This is a genomic window from Roseibium album (assembly GCF_001404515.1).
GTDB lineage: Bacteria > Pseudomonadota > Alphaproteobacteria > Rhizobiales > Stappiaceae > Roseibium > Roseibium album.
The window spans coordinates 729,758-745,828 of record NZ_CXWE01000003.1 but is presented as its reverse complement, the minus strand read 5'-3'; the positions used below and the strand labels follow the sequence as shown (position 1 = coordinate 745,828).

Here is a 16,071-nt window from a genome sequence, read left to right as displayed (position 1 = left end):
TCCTATTCCGCTGCCAGCACGCGCTCATCTGCCACCGGAAGGCGCATGGTGAAGACAGCACCGCCGCCCTCCCGATTCGCCGCTTTGAGCGACCCGGAGAAGTCATGGACGATTTTGTAGGCAATCGACAAGCCCAGACCGAGCCCCGAACCGACATCCTTGGTCGTATAAAACGGGTCGAAAATCTGGGGCAGAACCTCTTCATCGATACCGGTACCATTGTCCGTGACTTCAAGCACCGCTTCATCGCCCTCCCGGATGAGCGAGAGGCTGATCAGCGGCGCCGGGCTCGCCTGCACGGCATCGAGCGCATTGGACAGCAGGTTGATGACCACCTGCTCCAGACGAATACGTCCGCCCTTCACGATTATGTCTTCATCCGGCAAGTCCAAAGACAGTACAAAACCGCTTTGCTTGATCTGCGGACGAAGCAGCAGCATGGCCTCATCAATGACCTGGCGAAGCGAAACCGGTTTGATGTCGGTACCCGACTTGCGCGTGAACCCCTTCAGGGTCTTGGCGATTTCACCCATCCGTTTCACCATGCCACCGATCCGCGTCAGGTTTCCGCGTGCTTCTTCGGCCCTGCCCCTGTCGATCAACATTTCGGCAATCTCGGCATCCGACCTTATTGCAGCAAGCGGCTGATTGTACTCGTGGCTGAGCGCAGCCGACATCCGACCCAGCGTTGCCAGCTTGGCAGCCTGGACCAGCTCCGCCTGAGTCTGGCGCAGATTGGCCTCGGCCTGCTGGCGCTCACTCACCTCTCGCTCCAGGTGCGCGTTGGCGCGGCGCAACTCCGCCGTCCGGCTCTGGACGCGCCTTTCCAGCCTGAGTGCAGATGCGCGATTGCGTCGTTCTTCACGAACGAATTCCTCACGGCGCGTGATCAGAAACCAGATGCCGCCGGCGGCAATCACGCATACCAGCAAAGCGACGAGCATTGCCCAACCGGACTGCCGGCGCGCATCGCCGATGTCGACAAGAGTCCGGATCTGCCAATCCAGAACCGGAAGATTGGACGTCAATTGCATGTGGGTGCTCGCCGCACTGGCGGCCGGCAGAAGAAGATGCAGTCGTCCAGCGAGAGAAAGGTCCGCAACGTTCCAGCTCGGGTCAAGCCTGTCCACCGTCATTCCGCGCAGCGCCGGCACGTTGGAGACAACGACCCTTCCGTCGTCCAGCGCCAGGATCGGGTCCTTGCTCAAAGCCCAGGCCTGCTCGACATCATCCAGGCTCACACGAACAGCAAGAACCCCAAGGAAGGTCTCTCCTCTGCGCAGCGGAGAGGCAAATACATAGTTCGAAGGCGTCTCCGGTGTGCCCGGGATCAGTTCTCGCCCCAGCTGACCCTGTTTTGCCTGTCTGAAGGCATGTGGGATGGTGGATGCATCACCGATTGCATTGACGGGAACGCTGTCCTGGCTGGAGACGATCACTTTGCCGGACGCATCCATCAGCCAGACTTCTTCCGCTCCGGACATGCCTGCGGCGATTGCTGCAATACCCGGCTCCGTGTTCAAGTTTTCCGAATAATAGAAGCGCGCGACTTCCGGGCCCCGGGCCAGAAGCGGTGACAGAAGACGGAATTTGTCCAGGAGCCGTTCCAGGGCTGCGGTCTGAACGGCGAGATTGGCCGCGGCACGTGTTTCGGCTTCAGCAAGTGTGATCCGCAGGCTGGCCAAACCCGTCAGCCACACTACTACCAGGGTGGCTAAAACCAGACCGGCTCCGATCCCGAATTTAAGCTTGCGCCATGTCAGGCGCTTTGGTCTGCGTATCATCTCACCAGTATACTGCAGGAAATTCTGCCGTGAAATTGACCAAACCAGCCAATAGTGCCGATTTGAGGGTCGCTCGGGAGCCTGTTTGAAAATCGACCGGCATTTTTTTCGCGCGAGCTCTAGACCAGGTTGCGTTGGCGGCGATCGATGGCAACGCTCTTGACCAGCACAGTCACCTCCTTGCCGGTATACAATTCAAGGTCTGCAACGGAAGCGCGCGTGATGCGCGCACGGATCGTTTGATCTTCAAGCGCGCACAGGATTTCCGCATAGGGACCCGATTCTTCGGATATGCTGGTAATTCTCGCCTGGAAGGCGTTGCGGATCGACAAACCCTTCGGCGGCTCCACGGCCAGGGCGACATCACGCGCGCGAATACGAAGCCTTACCGTGTCACCGGCCTCGGCCGGAAGATCCGGTATCTGAAGCGCCGCACCGCCAATATCGACAAAGGTCAGGCCCCAGTTTGCGTCGATATCGGTCACATTGCCATGCACAAGCGCTCCAGCCTCATGACGACCTGTCGCCCGACCAAGGTCGGTTCTCGTCAGCATCTCGGCGACAGGACCATAGGCGGGTGTGCGACCTTCGGAAAGGATCACCAGCGTGCTGGAAAGCCGGGCGACTTCCTCAATGGAATGGCTGACATAGAGGATCGGGATACCTGCATCAACGCAGAGCCTGTCCAGATATGGCAAAATATCGTTGCGCCGTGCCTGATCGAGACTTGCCAGCGGTTCATCCATGATGAGGAGGTGCGGATCTGACAAAAGCGCGCGACCAATCGCAACACGCTGCTTCTCCCCGCCGGACAATGTCTCCGGCTTGCGTCCGAGCAGCGTGGACAATCCCAGCAGTTCGACAACTTCGTTGAAATCTCGACTGCCGGACCTGCCGCCTGCCCAGCGCGCATATGTGAGGTTCGATTTGACACTCAAATGCGGAAACAAGCGTGCATCCTGAAAGACATGACCGATGCACCGCCGCTGAACCGGCAGATTTATCCCCTTGGCGGCATCAAACAGGACTGTGCCGTCGAGCGCGATCCGGCCCCTGTCCGGTTTGACAAGCCCCGCGATCATGTTGGTGAGGGTCGTCTTGCCTGCACCGGATTGTCCGAACAGCGAGGTTACCCCGCCTTCGCTTTCAAATTGCGCCTGAAACTCAAGAGCGCCGACCTTGCCTGATATGTCGACCTCAAGCATTGCCGCCTCCCAGTCGCGTCTGCAGACGGCGCGCAAGCAGTTCCGACGCGATCAATGCCGCAAAGGCGACGACAACGGCTATCAGTGTCAACCTGAAGGCTGCAAGATCGCCACTGGGTGTCTGGGTCGCTGTGTAGAGAGCAAGCGCCAGTGTGCGGGTTTCCCCCGGGATGTTGGAGACAAACGTAATCGTTGCGCCGAATTCCCCCATTGCCTTTGCAAATCCGAGAATCGCACCACCCAGTATGCCGGGCAGCGCAAGAGGCAGAGTCACGGTCAGAAACCCGACAAACCGGTGTGCACCGAGCGACCTGGCGGCGTCCTCAAGCTTGGGATCCACGGCCTCGAAAGACAGACGGATCGGGCGCACGATCAGCGGAAATGACATGACACTTGCAGCGAGTGCGGCACCGGTCCAGTTGAACGCAAAGCTGATCCCGAAGAGATTGTCCAGAAAAACACCGACCGGCCCCTTTCGCCCGAATGTCAGCAGCAGAACGTATCCGGTGACAACAGGTGGAAGAACAAGCGGCAAATGCACCAGGGCATTGACGAAACCATGCCCCGGAAACCGGTAGCGGGCCAGAATGTAGGCAACCAGAATCGCAAGGGGCAGTGTCACCAGAAGCGCGGCTGCGGCGACTCTCAAGGTCAGGGTCAGAGCCTGCCATTCGTCGGGTTGAAGATTGAAAAAGTCCACGTTCGCCCGGTCTGCTGGTCAATCCGACCGCCAGTGCTTGTGCGGTCTATTCCACCTTATCGGTCACAAACCCCAGAGATTGCAAGATTTCTCGTGCCTCTTGACCGGAGAGAAAGTCGAGAAAGGCCTCGGCAGCCGGATCCGGACGTCCTTCGGTCAAGGCGGCAAGATACCGGATCTCCGGATAGCTTTCCGCAGGCAGTTCCGCCACGACCGCGACTTCCGGCTCAATTGCAGCATCGGTGCGGTAGACAAGACCGAGCGGTGTGTCCCCTCGGGCCACGGAAGCAAGGGCAATCCTGACGTTTTCCATTGGCGCCAGTCGGGCCGAAACAGCTTTCCAGAGACCAAGACTTTCAAGCGCCGCCTTGCCATACCGACCGGCCGGTACGGTTTCCGTATCGGCGATCGCCATGCGCCCACCGTCCAGCGCGCCGGTGATCCGGGTCTCGCTCAAATCAAGGCGTTCCGTTCCCTTTGCCCCGATCAGGACAAGTTCATTCGATGCGATCAGCCGAACCGTTCCGGGGACAACAGCGTCCCGTTCGATGACGTAATTCATCCACGCGTCATCGGCGGAAATGAACAGGTCGGCCGGCGCGCCAGCTTCAACCTGCCTGGCCAGTATTCCCGTTCCTGCGAAGGAGAAAATCACACTGTTGCCGGTCTCGACCTCGTAAACCTGTCCAATCCGTTCCATGGCTTCGCGCATGCTGGCAGCCGCGAACACCGTCAGGCTCGATCCTGCCAACGGCTGAGTGAGCGTCGCCAACAGAAAGCCAATGACAAGAAACAGGCGAGGGAACATTCACACTCCGGATCTGCAATCGGTCAAACAGCCAGTCCATCAAGAAACTGACTTCTATAAGGCGTTAGGCGCTCGCGCGCCTGTCTTCGCGGATCATGTCAGATCCCTTTTCAGCGATCATGACCGTCGGTGCATTGGTGTTTCCGGACGTTATTGTCGGCATGACCGATGCATCGACGACCCGAATATTGCCGAATCCCCGGAGCCTCAGACGCTCGTCGACCACGGACGCTTCGTCGACACCCATACGGCATGTGCTTACGGGGTGGAAAATCGTGGTGCCGATATTGCCCGCTGCGCTTACCAGGTCATCCTCGCTGGTGAAGTCCGGACCAGGCAGATATTCCTCGGGTTGATAGGGTTGCATGGCCGGAGCTGCCATGATCCGGCGGGTCAATCGAATGGCATCAGCCGCGACCCGTTTGTCCGCTTCGGCGGAAAGATAGTTGGGCTGGATTTCCGGCTGAGCGGTTTTTTCCGGTGACGCGATATGGACATGGCCCCGGCTTTCAGGACGCAGATTGCAAACGCTTGCGGTCATTGCCGGGAAACTGTGCAACGGCTCACCGAATTTCGGCAACGACAAGGGCTGCACATGATATTGGACGTTGGCCGTTTCAAAGGACGGATCGGTCTTGGCAAAGACACCCAACTGGCTCGGTGCCATAGCCATCGGTCCGGACCTTTTGAAAATGTATTCAAGACCGATCTTCGCCTTGCCGGCCCAGGACCCGGCGAGTTCGTTCATCGTCAACGCATTCCGGACCTTGAAGACCGGTCTCAGTTGCAGGTGATCCTGAAGGTTTTCACCGATGCTGCGGTTTTCGTGGCGTGGCTCGATACCGGCCTTTTTCAGAATTTCCGGATTTCCGATGCCTGACAGTTCCAGAATTTGGGGAGACCCGATCGCGCCGGCCGACAGGATCAACTCGCCATCTATCTTCACGGTGGCGGCCTCGCCACCGACTTCCAGCTTGAGACCTGTTACGGTTCCATTTTCGAATTCCAGCCGGTCCACATGGGCTTCGGTCAACACATTGAGGTTGGGGCGATCACCGGCGGGGCGCAGAAACGCCTTGGCACCATTCCAACGGACACCGGATTTCTGTGTCACCTGAAAGTAGGCGGATCCGAAATTGTCCCCGCCGTTAAAATCTTTCGTCTTCGGAATGCCGTTCTGTTCGCACGCGACGCGAAACGCGTCCAGCAGCTCCCAGGTCATCCTTTGCTCTTCGACACGCAGATTTCCACCCTGAGCGTGAGACTCGTCGTCCCAGGCGTAGTGATCCTCCGATTTGCGGAAATAGGGCAGGACATCGTCCCACGCCCACCCTGCAAGTCCGAGTTGGCGCCAGTGATCGTAGTCCCATGCCTGACCGCGCATGTAGATCATGCCGTTGATCGATGAGCAGCCGCCCAAAACCTTGCCGCGCGGATAGAGCAACGAGCGACCGTTGAGACCCGACGTCGGTGCGGTCTTGAACCCCCAATCCACACGCGGATTGCCGATACAATGCAGATATCCGACAGGGATGTGGATCCAGATATAGTTGTCTTTCTTGCCGGCCTCGAGCAGCAGCACCTTTACGTCCGGGTCTTCCGACAACCGGTTCGCCAAAACGCACCCAGCCGTCCCGGCGCCGACAATCACATAATCCCATGAGCCGAGATCGCGCATCAGTCCTCCAAACCTTGTTTGCGCGATGGAGGCACGAGAGAACCGTGCGGTCAAGCTATCCACTTGTAGAAACAGACATCGAAAACGAACTGAATTCGGTGTAGTCGCTTCAACCCGGCCGCAACAAAACAGTGACCATCCGACTCATTCAGGGACAGCCAAACCGACATGACAATCAGATTGACCGGGCAAACGCCAGATACAGACACCTATCTCAGCCTGCGCGCCGCAAGTGGATTGAGCTCATACGACAGGGACGCGGCGGATATCGGGCTGAAAAACAACCTCCATTCAGTGATGCTTTTCGACAAGAACCAGCCAATCGGCATGGGACGTCTGGTGGGTGACGGTGGCTGCTTTGTACAAGTCACCGATGTAGTCGTTCATCCGGACTACCAGGGCCGGGGTCTTGGCAAGGAGATCATGAGTGCACTGACCGCTTTCATCGAAACAAGGCTGCCACCCTCGGTTTATGTCAGTCTGATTGCGGATGTTCCGGCAAATCACCTCTATGAGCAGTTCGGCTTTCGTGAAACCGCACCACGCTCTGTCGGCATGGCGCGACGCGGCAGGTGACCTCGTTTACGCAATTCTTACGAGACCTTGCGACAACTGAACGCGACCCGTCAGCGAGGCTTCAGGCATGTCCAATTTTGCACAGCGTAATCTGGAAGGAATTTTCCTGACGGTTTTCCATGCCGTGTGCAGGGTTTACCGGCCTCTGCGCAGCTGGATAGGCGCCTGTGTTCTCGGCGTCTTTGTCCTGATGACGGCGGCCGTCGTTCAGATTTTTCCGGTCTCCAACTGGGACATGTTCGCCTATACGGCGGTTGTCCTGGAAGGTGACACTGACGACGTGACTGCGCTGCACCGGCAATCCTATTCCCTGGTGAGAGACAATGTCACGGAAGGCGAATTCATAACGTTGACCGAGGACCGGCCCTACAGGGTACGCCAGGCAAGGGACGCGGAAGCCTTTCACACAATGCTCGGTTTTTACCGTCTGAAGGTCCTTTATGTCGAGACCGCCAGACTGCTTGCAGATCTTGCAGGTCCCGTCGAAGCGCTCCGGATGATTTCAATGATGTCGGCACTCGCCATCGGCGTGGTGTTGCTGGCATGGCTCGCGCGGACCGGAACGCTGATGTACGGGCCCGTCGTTGCTGCTTTCCTGATGCTGTCGGCTTTCGGCTATGCCGCGCTGCTCATCACGCCCGATCTCTATGCAACATTCTTCCTGGTCCTGGCAGCGTTCTTCTACGTGGAGAAGCTGGATATTCCAGCTGCACTGACCCTTGTCGCTGCCTTCCTCACACGGCCTGATCATCTCGCCTTCATCGGCGTCTTCTTCGTGTTTGCCGCGATATACGGGCCGGGGCGCTGGATTCAGGCCTGCTGCTTTGCGGCTTGTCTGGTAACCTATCTGTGGATCACCCGCGGTTCGGACCATCCCGGCTGGTGGATCCACATGTGGTTCACGCATATCGAATACGCGCCGACCCTCAAGGATTTCAAACCGGCGTTTTCGATCGGGACCTATCTGGAGATGCTCATGCGTTCGACGGTCAGATCCTTGATGGGCTTCTCATGGATCGCGTTGCTTTTCGCACTCATTCTGTTTTTTGCAAAATGCGTCGTGCCGGACAGGATGGACCAAAGGTCCCGTGTTCTGCTTTATGCGGTTTTCGCATCAATCTGCGCCAAATATCTCGTTTTCCCGCATTACGAGACACGCTTCTACCTGCCTTATCTCATCATCATGGGCATGATCCTGCTGGTCGGCTGGCATCGTCAGCAGATATCCGAAACCTGATCGCTCGCAAATCGGGTCGCCTGCAGGTGACCCGGACACTAGGGTCGCTCAACATCTATTGAGGAGATCCATCCATGTTTCAGGTACACCCCCTGCCGGCAGGCTCGTTCGCCCACCTTTACAGCATGTCTGACGAGGATCTTGCTGCCCGAAACGTTCAGGTGCACCTTTCAGACGGTGCCTTTCCCTGCCGCGTCTCGCTTGCCGATGCCGCGGAAGGAGAACGTGTCTTTCTCCTGAACTTCGAACATCAGCCTGGCGATACTCCGTACCGGTCCCGTCACGCTGTTTTTGTCAAGGACGGGGCCGTCGAGGATCATCCCCTGCCAGGCTCGGTCCCGGCCTGCATTGCCAGCAGGTTTCTTTCCGTGCGGGCTTTCGACAAAACTCATGAAATGGTCGATGCAGACGTTATCGAGGGCAGCGACGTCCAGGATCTGATTGCGACTTTTTTTGCTGATCCAAAAGTCGACTACCTGCACCTGCACTATGCCCGCCGCGGTTGTTTTGCCGCAAAGGTTACGCGCTCTGTCGGTTAAACCGCCATAGTTTGCGCTCAGTATCACGGGAGGCGACCTGGAAACGGTGCCTCCCATTTTCGTTTGTCGACAGCCCTGGCGTCCGGTTCTGCCTGCCCAACCGGTACCTGATTTTTGGATAAACTGGGTCTGGCATCCGCATTCAAGTTTTGAAAGCGTTGCCGGAAAGGGATGACATCGGAAATAAACTCTAGATAATATAATCTTGTTTCAACAACCTTTGGGAGAAGCGTATCATGCTGACCGCAGCCAGCCGCCGCGCCGCATTCAAAGCCCTTCATGAAAACGGACGGGCGTTTTTGATGCCCAACCCCTTTGACATCGGTTCAGCACGTGTTCTCGACGGCATGCGCTTCGATGCCCTGGCAACCTCCAGCGCAGGATATGCCTGGACGCAGGGTGTGCGCGATGCCGAAGGTCTTATCAGCCGTGACGACGCACTTGGCCACGCGGCCGACATCATCAGCGCAACGAGCTTACCCGTGAACGGTGATCTGGAAAACGGGTTCGGCCACAGCCCTGAAGACGTCGTGGAAACGGTAAAAGGCGCGATTGAGGTTGGCCTTGCCGGCTGCTCGATCGAGGACTACACGACCAACCCGCAGGACCCAATTTATCCGCTTGAAGAAGCGGTCGAACGGATAAAGGCTGCGGTGGACTCGAAGAACAGGCTTGCGACGGATTTCGTTCTGACGGCCCGCAGCGAAGGACCGGTCAAGACCCAACATGAGCTGGACGAGACCATCAAGCGACTGAACGCATTTGTCGAAGCCGGTGCAGATTGCGTCTATGCGCCCCAGCTCAAGGAAAAAGACCAGATTTCCGCCGTTCTTGCCGCCGTCAAGGCACCGATGAATGTACTCGCCGGACGCAAGAATTTCCACCTGACCCGGAAAGAGCTGGCGGATATGGGGGTCGCCCGTGTTTCAATCGGTGCAGGTCTTGCCCGGATTGCGCTCGGAGCCTTCGTTGCAGCCGCCGAGGATATGAAAGACGGCGGCGCTTTCGGATGTTTTGACCGGGCGCAGGGAATGAGTGACTTCGAAGCCTTCATGAAAGCCCGACCCTGAGCAAAAGGAGACTACGCACAGCCAGAGTCCTCTGAAATGGCAGCGTGGCGACACGCTTGTCGTTCACATGCGTTGCGTGCTCCTGGATTCCGGTCAATTGTCTCAATCCGTTGACCGGAGCCCTAACCGGTTGCCCAATAGGTCAGAACGATCGGCAGGGTCACAAGTGTCAGACAGGTGGACACGAAAATGAACCCGGCAACGCCATCGGCCTCATCAGGCTGATGTTGTGAGATGGCCAGGTAGGTTGCGACCGACGGGGGCATGAAGCACAACAGTATGATCACGCTTTCAATTTTGGCATCCAGGGTCAGAACCTGCGTAATCGCGAGGGCTGCGATTGCCGAAACCCCGATATGGGTGACTGATAGAATCACGGCGCGCGTGACGCCGCCGAACTTCAATGTCTCGAGGCTGTGTCCGAGCGTCAGCAACATGATCGGAATGGCAAGCCCCCCCAGAATTTCGAGACTCTGGTCCACGGGCTCCGGAATTTTCCATTCGGTTGCAAGCAAGACCAGGGCGAAGATGACCGCATAGATAACGGGCTGGCGCACAAGTGCCCTGAAATCGGGACGTCCCATCGGTATCGCGATACCGATGGTGAAAATTGCGGTCAGTACGACAACGATGAAACCGATCGCAACGGCCGCACCTTCCGGGCCGAAAGCGAGCGTTGAAACCGGCAGGCCGATATTGCCGACATTCGACAGCATCATCGGCGGCAGATAGGCCCTGAGCGGGATGCGCAACAATTTCATCACGATCAAGCCAATGACACCGAAGATCGCAATCATGCCCACTGCTGCCGCCAGAACGGTCAGAAAGGTCTCAAGCTGAATATGTTCCTTCGCCAGATGAGACAGGATCAGCGCAGGATAGCCGACATTCGAGACAAGCGAACCGAAGAGTTTGCGGTCAAATGGTGCCTTGAAATAGGCGAGTGCATAGCCGAGCAGAACGCATAGCAGCACAGGCAACATGATGTTGACGACATGTTCGGCAATACCCGACACGTTTCGCACCCCAATTCAATGATGTTCAGTTCAAGACATTTAAGCCGGGATACATGTAGATTCACAACCACGCTGGATGCGAACCCGGGATAACCAGCGCATTAATGCGCGCTTTGTTCCGGGTTCCACCCCCTGCTGTCCTGAAAGTTCAGAGTGACTTACTCGGTTCGTCTGTTCCGGTTTTCCTTGGCTTTCACGACCCGGCGAACCATCTTGCCGAACGCCTTGTCTTTGGATCGCCGCTCGGCAAGGCTCGCAGAATTGAAAGCCTCTTCAGCCTTCAGCTTCCGCCATCTTTGCAATCTGGCACCGTCCAGATCACCGGACTGGATTGCATTTTGGACCGCACACCCCGGTTCAGTTTCGTGCCTGCAGTCCTTGAACCTGCAATTTGCCGACAACTCGTTGAGATCCGCAAACAGATCCTCGATGCCGGAGGCGGCATCCATGAGCTGCAGCTCGCGCATGCCGGGCGTATCCAGAACGAGGCAGCCTCCCGACACCAGGTGCAGTTGCCGACGTGTCGTCGTATGACGGCCCTTAGCATCGTCTTCCCGGATCGCCTGCGTCGCGATGGACCGTGTTCCGGAAAGGGCATTTGCCAAAGTCGATTTGCCAACACCCGACGAGCCGAGAAACGCGACCGTTTTACCAGGCTTGCACCAATCAGCCAGTTTGGATTTCGGTTGATCGCCACGCGCATCGAGAGTGATGACGGGCGCCAGCTTTGAAATGGCAGCAGCTTCGTCGGCAAATGCCTGCGGGTCTGAAACAAGGTCGGACTTCGTCAGGAGGATGACCGGGTCAATCTCTGCCTCGAAGCAGACTGCTACATAGCGTTCCAGCCTCGCGATATTGAAATCCTGATTGCAGGATGAAACGATGAATGCCGTTTCGATATTCGCGGCGATCAACTGGACCTGCCGATCCGTTCCCGGTGCGCGGCGCTTCAGCAGGCTCTTGCGCTCCAGCACACGGCTTGAAGGCACATGCCCGGGATCCAGCAAGATCCAGTCCCCAACCGTCGCATCCGCACGCGGTGGAACGACTTCGTCGACCGCCGAGCCAATAACGTGAAGCCCGTTGCGATGCACTTCAACAACACGGACGGGAGGTGTTCCGACAAGTTCGTCCGAACTGATCTGTTGCGCAAAGTGAGGTTGCCAGCCGAGTTCCTCCAAAGGGGAGAGTTGCCGGTCTGTTCCTCCACGTTGCGTGCCGGGAGGAAAGAATTTCTGATAATTTCGTGTCATGGGATGTCTCGAGACTTAAACACACGTCATCGGGCGCCCAGACGGACGCCGGTTCATGTATTTGCGGCTCTCTGCAATTCAGAGAGCCGGCTCAGGCAAGCTCTAACATCCAATCTCCATTGATCGCGCCGCTGCGGGCGCAAAACGAAGCTAGTGGCTTGCAACGGAGTTTTCAAGATAGGCACAGCCAGTTGTGTCATCCGCGCACGACTATTCCGGTCGCTCCCCTACATAGGCCGCGCGGGGCCGGATCTTTTCATGAGACGCATATTGCTCCAGCGCATGGGCTATCCAGCCGGTCATGCGCCCGGCGCAGAAAATGATCTTGCCGGCATCTTTCGGCAGATCGTAGGTTTTCTGGATCACGGCGAGAGCCAGGTCGATATTCGGTGGCAAGCCGAAGAGATCATCCGCTGCCTTTATCAGCCCCGGCAGGCGCTCGACAAAGGGATCACTGCCTTCAGTCCGGCACAGAATGTCGAGCAGGCAAACGGCACGCGGATCCCGGCCCTGATAAACCGAATGACCGAATCCCGGAAGCGTCTCTCCGCGCGCCAGCCTGTCGGCAAGCATTTCCTCAATGTCGGTTTCGGGTTGGATTTCCGCCAGCCAGGCTGTGGCGCGATCCGGCGCGGCCCCGTGTCGCGGGCCGGCAAAAGCACCGAGGCCTGACAGCAGCGCCGCATGAAGTGGAGCGCGCGTGGAGGCCGCGCATCGCGCGGTGAACGCACTGGTGTTGAGTTCATGATCCGCGCACAGCACGAGAGCGGCCCGGATCAGGTTTTTTGCCGACGACGACGCGCCATAGGCGTTTGCAATTTGGGTGTGGATCGGAATAGCCACAGGCTCCTTGCCCAACAGTGCGGCGACCGAATATCGCAGAAGGGCCGCACCTTTCGTCTGCAGAAGTCTGGGTGCAAGCGTGAAGGCCGCCTTGTCCTGAAGTGGCCAGGCGGCAAGCGCCATCATAAGCCTGTCCAGCGCGGGGAGCCCTTCGGGCATCGCAGGTGGTTTTTGCGGGACATTGCCGGCAAACGGGTCTTCACCGGATGCCCATAGCAGCGTTGCAACGGTTTCAAGTGTCGATGTCTCGGCAAGATCCAATGCGGACCGGCCACGATAGACGGGCCCGTCTTCGGCGATCAGCGTCAGCTCGGTTTCAAGAACCGGATCACCAGTCAGCGGCCGGGCACCCGCGTGGTCCTCGGCAGCCCTGCGGCCCTTCAGCCTTCGGACATCCGTAGCATCGTAGCGTCGCTTCTTGCCCGGTCCGGCGACGGAGGAAATCAGTCCGCGGCTGACATAGGCATATAGTGTTGCCGGCTGGACACCAAGCTCGGCTGCTGCTTCGCGGGCGGAAAGGTAGATAGGTGTGCTCATATATTGATTCTAATTGTCAACATTGATCAATGCAATGTTGATGGCATATCAAACGGTAACTGAACAATAGGAGCTGACCATGACCGAAGTGCCAAATCCGGCTCAAATGACCCAGGATCCTGTCGCCGGCCTTGAAGGGGTCGTTGCCGCCACAACGAGCCTCAGTGACGTCGACGGACAGAATGGCGTGCTAGTTCTTCGTGGCAGGACGATTGAAGATCTCGCCGGCAAGGTCTCCTTTGAAGACGCCGTTGCGCATCTTTGGCAGGGCCTTGGCGTAGCAGAGGCAAGATCCGTAAAATACGCGTTTGGAGAAGCGAGAATTGCCGCTTTTGCCGTGGTGCCGCTCCTGGAAAGCGCGCCGGATTCGCTGTCCGTCTATGAGCGCATGCAGCTTGGCCTGGCTGCACTGCCCTTGAACAGGGGATTGCCGGAAGCAATTGCCATTGGCGGCGCCTTACCGGTTTTTCTGGCCGCTGCCCACCGGATCGCGTCTGGAACGAGATCGCTGGCACCGGACAGCACGCTGCCCGTGGCAACCGACCTCCTGCGCATGCTGACAGGCGAAACACCTCCGGAAGCGCACGCACGCGCGCTTGACAGATATCTGGTGACGATCCTCGATCACGGCCTCAATGCCTCCACCTTTACGGCGCGCGTGATCGGATCGACGCAGTCCGACATGAAACAGGCCGTTCTGGGCGCCATGGGAGCTCTCAGCGGGCCGCTGCATGGCGGCGCCCCCGGGCCGGTACTCGACATGATCGACGCGATCGGAAGTCCGGACAATGCAGATGACTGGATCACCGGCGCGCTTGAAAGAAAGGAACGGCTGATGGGATTCGGGCACCGTATCTACCGGACACGGGACCCCCGCGCGGATGTATTGAAAGCCGGTCTGAAACTTCTCGGACCAGACAATCCGAAGGTAAAACTTGCCGAAGAGATCGAACTGGCAGCTCTTGCCGCATTGAAAAGGGCCAAGCCGTACCGGCCGCTGGACACGAATGTCGAGTTTTACACGGCAGTTCTTCTGGACGCGATCGGGATCGACCGTGCGCTGTTCACGCCGCTTTTTGCGACCGGGCGGACGCCGGGCTGGTGCGCCCACGTTCTGGAGCAGCAGCAAACCGGCAAACTCATTCGTCCGGCGTCGCATTATGTCGGACCGATGCCAAGCGAAAGCGAGCCTCTGACGTAGCGCGCTTGTCATTGCTGCCCCGGCCTTGAGCCGGGGCCTTATATCCCTGTTTTTCAATGAATCCGGATCAAGGCCGGGACGACCATTTTCCAACGCGCAATAGCCGAGCTGGTTGTCTGACTATTCCGCCATTTCCGCTTCACGGACCGCCAGTTCGATCTCATCGATGAGGCCGGGTTCCAGGCCGAGACGCGCGGCGAGCATCTGCAGATAGGCCCTTTCAGCGGGATGGTCCGGATCGATGGCCAGACGGGAAGCCGCATAGATTTCGGCAGCCGATTCCGGACAGGTCGCACTGGCGACGATCTTGTCGAGATCAAGTGGTGAGCGGAGCTCATCCATCAGGAATGCCTTTGCCTCGCTGTCGAGACCGGCTTCGTCGATCTTGGCGAAGATCGTATCCTGTTCTTCCCTGTCGATGTGGCCATCCGCTTTTGCAGCCGCGATCATTGCCGACAGCAGAGCGACGGCAAATTCGTTCTCGCCGCCCGGTTGCTCTGCCGGGTCGAAGGCCGTGCCGCGCGGAGCCTCCAGGGGGATCGGCTCGTCCTGGGGATATTGTGGTCGCGGCGCGTTCTGCTGATTGGCCTTGTGGCCCTGGTAGGCCTTGTAAGCCAGACCGGCAACAAGCGCGAGACCACCATAGGTGACGGCTTTCTTGCCGATCTTCCGTCCGGACTTGGAACCAAGCATCAGTCCGGCGAGCCCGCCAAGCGCGAGGCCTCCGCCCTGGGACGACAGAAAATCCTTGCCCTGCGACATCAGGTCACCCGACCCACTGCGCTGCGCGGCTGCACCGCCCCGGCCACCATATTGACTGCCGGAAGGGCCTCCGGACTGACTGCCCAGGAACTGATCCAGCAAGGATTTAGCGTCAAACATCAATTGCTCCCTTGAACGGCCCCGCGCGGGGCAAATCACACTTTCCCTATCAGATGGTATTTTCTGCGGGGTGCGCAAGTTTGCGTTACATTTGGGTACAGAAACAAGAACACCCCCCGATTTGGAATTTCCGAATAAATGGTCAGCAGAAAAGTACGTGCAAGAGCATTGGCAGCTCACATGGCTCTGATCGCGCTGCTGTGCAGCGGAGACACCGTGCGAGCGTTATCCAGCAACGGGTCCCCGGATGCCTATTCGGAGATCCAAGATGATGAGCTAAAAAACACGTTTCTCAGGATTCTGTCCGCTGACGGTGAAAGTTCGACCGGAAACCTGGTTTTGTTTCATGAGTCCGGTGACCCAGACAACCAGGTCGTTGTGCACGTGGTTCAGGACCGCGGCATTGCTCGCGGCACGCAGTACCCGACTTATGTTTTCAGAACCGTGGGTGAACTCGAAAGCCCTGACCTGATTTTCAAATCACACACGGGGACCCGTCTCTACCGCCACGACGAAGGCATTCCCGAAACCGGATGTCTGCTTTCCGCCGAAAACGGTTACTCCGACGTCTGTCTTGCAGATGTTCAGGGCAACGCCGCACCAGACCTGCCGGGCCTGCGCAAGGACTTCTGGTCGGACCTGATCAAGCTTTTCGGTCTTTAGGACCGAATTCGAAGCACTCGCATTTGACACGCGCGCCGTACCGGCCTTGAAGCGTCGCAGATGGTTGTTTCGTTCCCTG

Annotated in this window: 15 protein-coding genes; 6 read left to right on the top strand and 9 right to left on the bottom strand. The window is 58.1% G+C overall.

The genetic code is table 11. The features are described 5' to 3' along the window. Positions 1 to 2 precede the first annotated feature (2 nt). The 5 genes from LA5095_RS12980 to LA5095_RS12960 form a co-directional block, all read right to left on the bottom strand. Positions 3 to 1,784: a sensor histidine kinase gene (locus LA5095_RS12980; protein WP_055115444.1), complete on the bottom strand. Its 1,782-nt coding sequence runs from the start codon at positions 1,782 to 1,784 to the stop codon at positions 3 to 5. Between the two features lie 119 nt (positions 1,785 to 1,903). Continuing rightward, positions 1,904 to 2,989, bottom strand: a complete 1,086-nt coding sequence (gene modC / locus LA5095_RS12975; RefSeq protein ID WP_055115442.1) for a molybdenum ABC transporter ATP-binding protein — start codon at positions 2,987 to 2,989, stop codon at positions 1,904 to 1,906. Then, positions 2,982 to 3,689: a molybdate ABC transporter permease subunit gene (gene modB / locus LA5095_RS12970; protein ID WP_055115441.1), complete on the bottom strand. Its 708-nt coding sequence runs from the start codon at positions 3,687 to 3,689 to the stop codon at positions 2,982 to 2,984. Before modB ends, modC begins: the two co-directional genes overlap by 8 nt. 46 nt (positions 3,690 to 3,735) lie before the next feature. Beyond that, the gene (gene modA / locus LA5095_RS12965) at positions 3,736 to 4,497 is read right to left on the bottom strand and encodes a molybdate ABC transporter substrate-binding protein (RefSeq protein WP_055115439.1); all 762 of its coding nucleotides are present in this window, start codon (positions 4,495 to 4,497) and stop codon (positions 3,736 to 3,738) included. A gap of 64 nt (positions 4,498 to 4,561) precedes the next feature. Next, positions 4,562 to 6,175, bottom strand: coding sequence for a GMC family oxidoreductase (locus LA5095_RS12960; RefSeq protein ID WP_055115437.1), 1,614 nt, complete (start codon positions 6,173 to 6,175; stop codon positions 4,562 to 4,564). Positions 6,176 to 6,343: 168 nt separating this feature from the next. On the opposite strand from LA5095_RS12960, the gene LA5095_RS12955 reads away from it, so the two are divergent. The 4 genes from LA5095_RS12955 (at position 6,344) to LA5095_RS12940 (ending at position 9,597) form a co-directional block, all read left to right on the top strand. Beyond that, positions 6,344 to 6,751, top strand: a complete 408-nt coding sequence (locus LA5095_RS12955; protein ID WP_055115435.1) for a GNAT family N-acetyltransferase — start codon at positions 6,344 to 6,346, stop codon at positions 6,749 to 6,751. A 67-nt stretch (positions 6,752 to 6,818) separates the two neighbouring features. Continuing rightward, entirely contained in the window at positions 6,819 to 7,988 is a 1,170-nt protein-coding gene (locus LA5095_RS12950; protein ID WP_055115433.1) for a hypothetical protein, read from the top strand. 74 nt (positions 7,989 to 8,062) lie between these two features. Further along, a complete protein-coding gene (locus tag LA5095_RS12945) occupies positions 8,063 to 8,527 on the top strand; it encodes a DUF1203 domain-containing protein (RefSeq protein ID WP_055115431.1) in 465 nt (154 codons plus the stop codon). Positions 8,528 to 8,763: 236 nt separating this feature from the next. Further along, a complete protein-coding gene (locus LA5095_RS12940; protein ID WP_055115429.1) occupies positions 8,764 to 9,597 on the top strand; it encodes an isocitrate lyase/PEP mutase family protein in 834 nt (277 codons plus the stop codon). 122 nt (positions 9,598 to 9,719) lie between these two features. Here LA5095_RS12940 and LA5095_RS12935 read toward each other — a convergent pair whose 3' ends face one another. From LA5095_RS12935 to LA5095_RS12925, 3 genes are all read right to left on the bottom strand, one after another. Continuing rightward, positions 9,720 to 10,613: an AEC family transporter gene (locus LA5095_RS12935; RefSeq protein ID WP_208992660.1), complete on the bottom strand. Its 894-nt coding sequence runs from the start codon at positions 10,611 to 10,613 to the stop codon at positions 9,720 to 9,722. Between the two features lie 158 nt (positions 10,614 to 10,771). Continuing rightward, entirely contained in the window at positions 10,772 to 11,866 is a 1,095-nt protein-coding gene (gene rsgA / locus LA5095_RS12930) for a ribosome small subunit-dependent GTPase A (protein ID WP_055115427.1), read from the bottom strand. A 210-nt stretch (positions 11,867 to 12,076) separates the two neighbouring features. Continuing rightward, the gene (locus tag LA5095_RS12925) at positions 12,077 to 13,246 is read right to left on the bottom strand and encodes a citrate/2-methylcitrate synthase (protein WP_055115426.1); all 1,170 of its coding nucleotides are present in this window, start codon (positions 13,244 to 13,246) and stop codon (positions 12,077 to 12,079) included. 79 nt (positions 13,247 to 13,325) lie between these two features. Between LA5095_RS12925 and LA5095_RS12920 the strand changes: the two genes are divergently transcribed. Next, complete coding sequence (locus tag LA5095_RS12920) at positions 13,326 to 14,447, top strand: citrate synthase/methylcitrate synthase (RefSeq protein WP_055115424.1); 1,122 nt, start codon at positions 13,326 to 13,328, stop codon at positions 14,445 to 14,447. A 120-nt stretch (positions 14,448 to 14,567) separates the two neighbouring features. Here LA5095_RS12920 and LA5095_RS12915 read toward each other — a convergent pair whose 3' ends face one another. Beyond that, positions 14,568 to 15,329 (bottom strand): tellurite resistance TerB family protein, encoded by a 762-nt coding sequence (locus LA5095_RS12915; protein ID WP_055115422.1) that lies wholly within the window; start codon positions 15,327 to 15,329, stop codon positions 14,568 to 14,570. 138 nt (positions 15,330 to 15,467) lie between these two features. Between LA5095_RS12915 and LA5095_RS12910 the strand changes: the two genes are divergently transcribed. Further along, positions 15,468 to 15,992: a hypothetical protein gene (locus LA5095_RS12910; RefSeq protein WP_055115420.1), complete on the top strand. Its 525-nt coding sequence runs from the start codon at positions 15,468 to 15,470 to the stop codon at positions 15,990 to 15,992. Positions 15,993 to 16,071 lie beyond the last annotated feature (79 nt).

Excerpts from the sequence above, each read along its gene's own strand:
- LA5095_RS12980 (WP_055115444.1), bottom strand. The coding sequence starts at position 1,784 with ATGATACGCAGACCAAAGCGCCTGACATGGCGCAAGCTTAAATTCGGG.
- modC (WP_055115442.1), bottom strand. The coding sequence starts at position 2,989 with ATGCTTGAGGTCGACATATCAGGCAAGGTCGGCGCTCTTGAGTTTCAG.
- modA (WP_055115439.1), bottom strand. The coding sequence starts at position 4,497 with ATGTTCCCTCGCCTGTTTCTTGTCATTGGCTTTCTGTTGGCGACGCTC.
- LA5095_RS12960 (WP_055115437.1), bottom strand. The coding sequence starts at position 6,175 with ATGCGCGATCTCGGCTCATGGGATTATGTGATTGTCGGCGCCGGGACG.
- LA5095_RS12955 (WP_055115435.1), top strand. The coding sequence starts at position 6,344 with ATGACAATCAGATTGACCGGGCAAACGCCAGATACAGACACCTATCTC.
- LA5095_RS12950 (WP_055115433.1), top strand. The coding sequence starts at position 6,819 with ATGTCCAATTTTGCACAGCGTAATCTGGAAGGAATTTTCCTGACGGTT.
- LA5095_RS12945 (WP_055115431.1), top strand. The coding sequence starts at position 8,063 with ATGTTTCAGGTACACCCCCTGCCGGCAGGCTCGTTCGCCCACCTTTAC.
- LA5095_RS12940 (WP_055115429.1), top strand. The coding sequence starts at position 8,764 with ATGCTGACCGCAGCCAGCCGCCGCGCCGCATTCAAAGCCCTTCATGAA.
- rsgA (WP_055115427.1), bottom strand. The coding sequence starts at position 11,866 with ATGACACGAAATTATCAGAAATTCTTTCCTCCCGGCACGCAACGTGGA.
- LA5095_RS12925 (WP_055115426.1), bottom strand. The coding sequence starts at position 13,246 with ATGAGCACACCTATCTACCTTTCCGCCCGCGAAGCAGCAGCCGAGCTT.
- LA5095_RS12920 (WP_055115424.1), top strand. The coding sequence starts at position 13,326 with ATGACCGAAGTGCCAAATCCGGCTCAAATGACCCAGGATCCTGTCGCC.
- LA5095_RS12915 (WP_055115422.1), bottom strand. The coding sequence starts at position 15,329 with ATGTTTGACGCTAAATCCTTGCTGGATCAGTTCCTGGGCAGTCAGTCC.
- LA5095_RS12910 (WP_055115420.1), top strand. The coding sequence starts at position 15,468 with ATGGTCAGCAGAAAAGTACGTGCAAGAGCATTGGCAGCTCACATGGCT.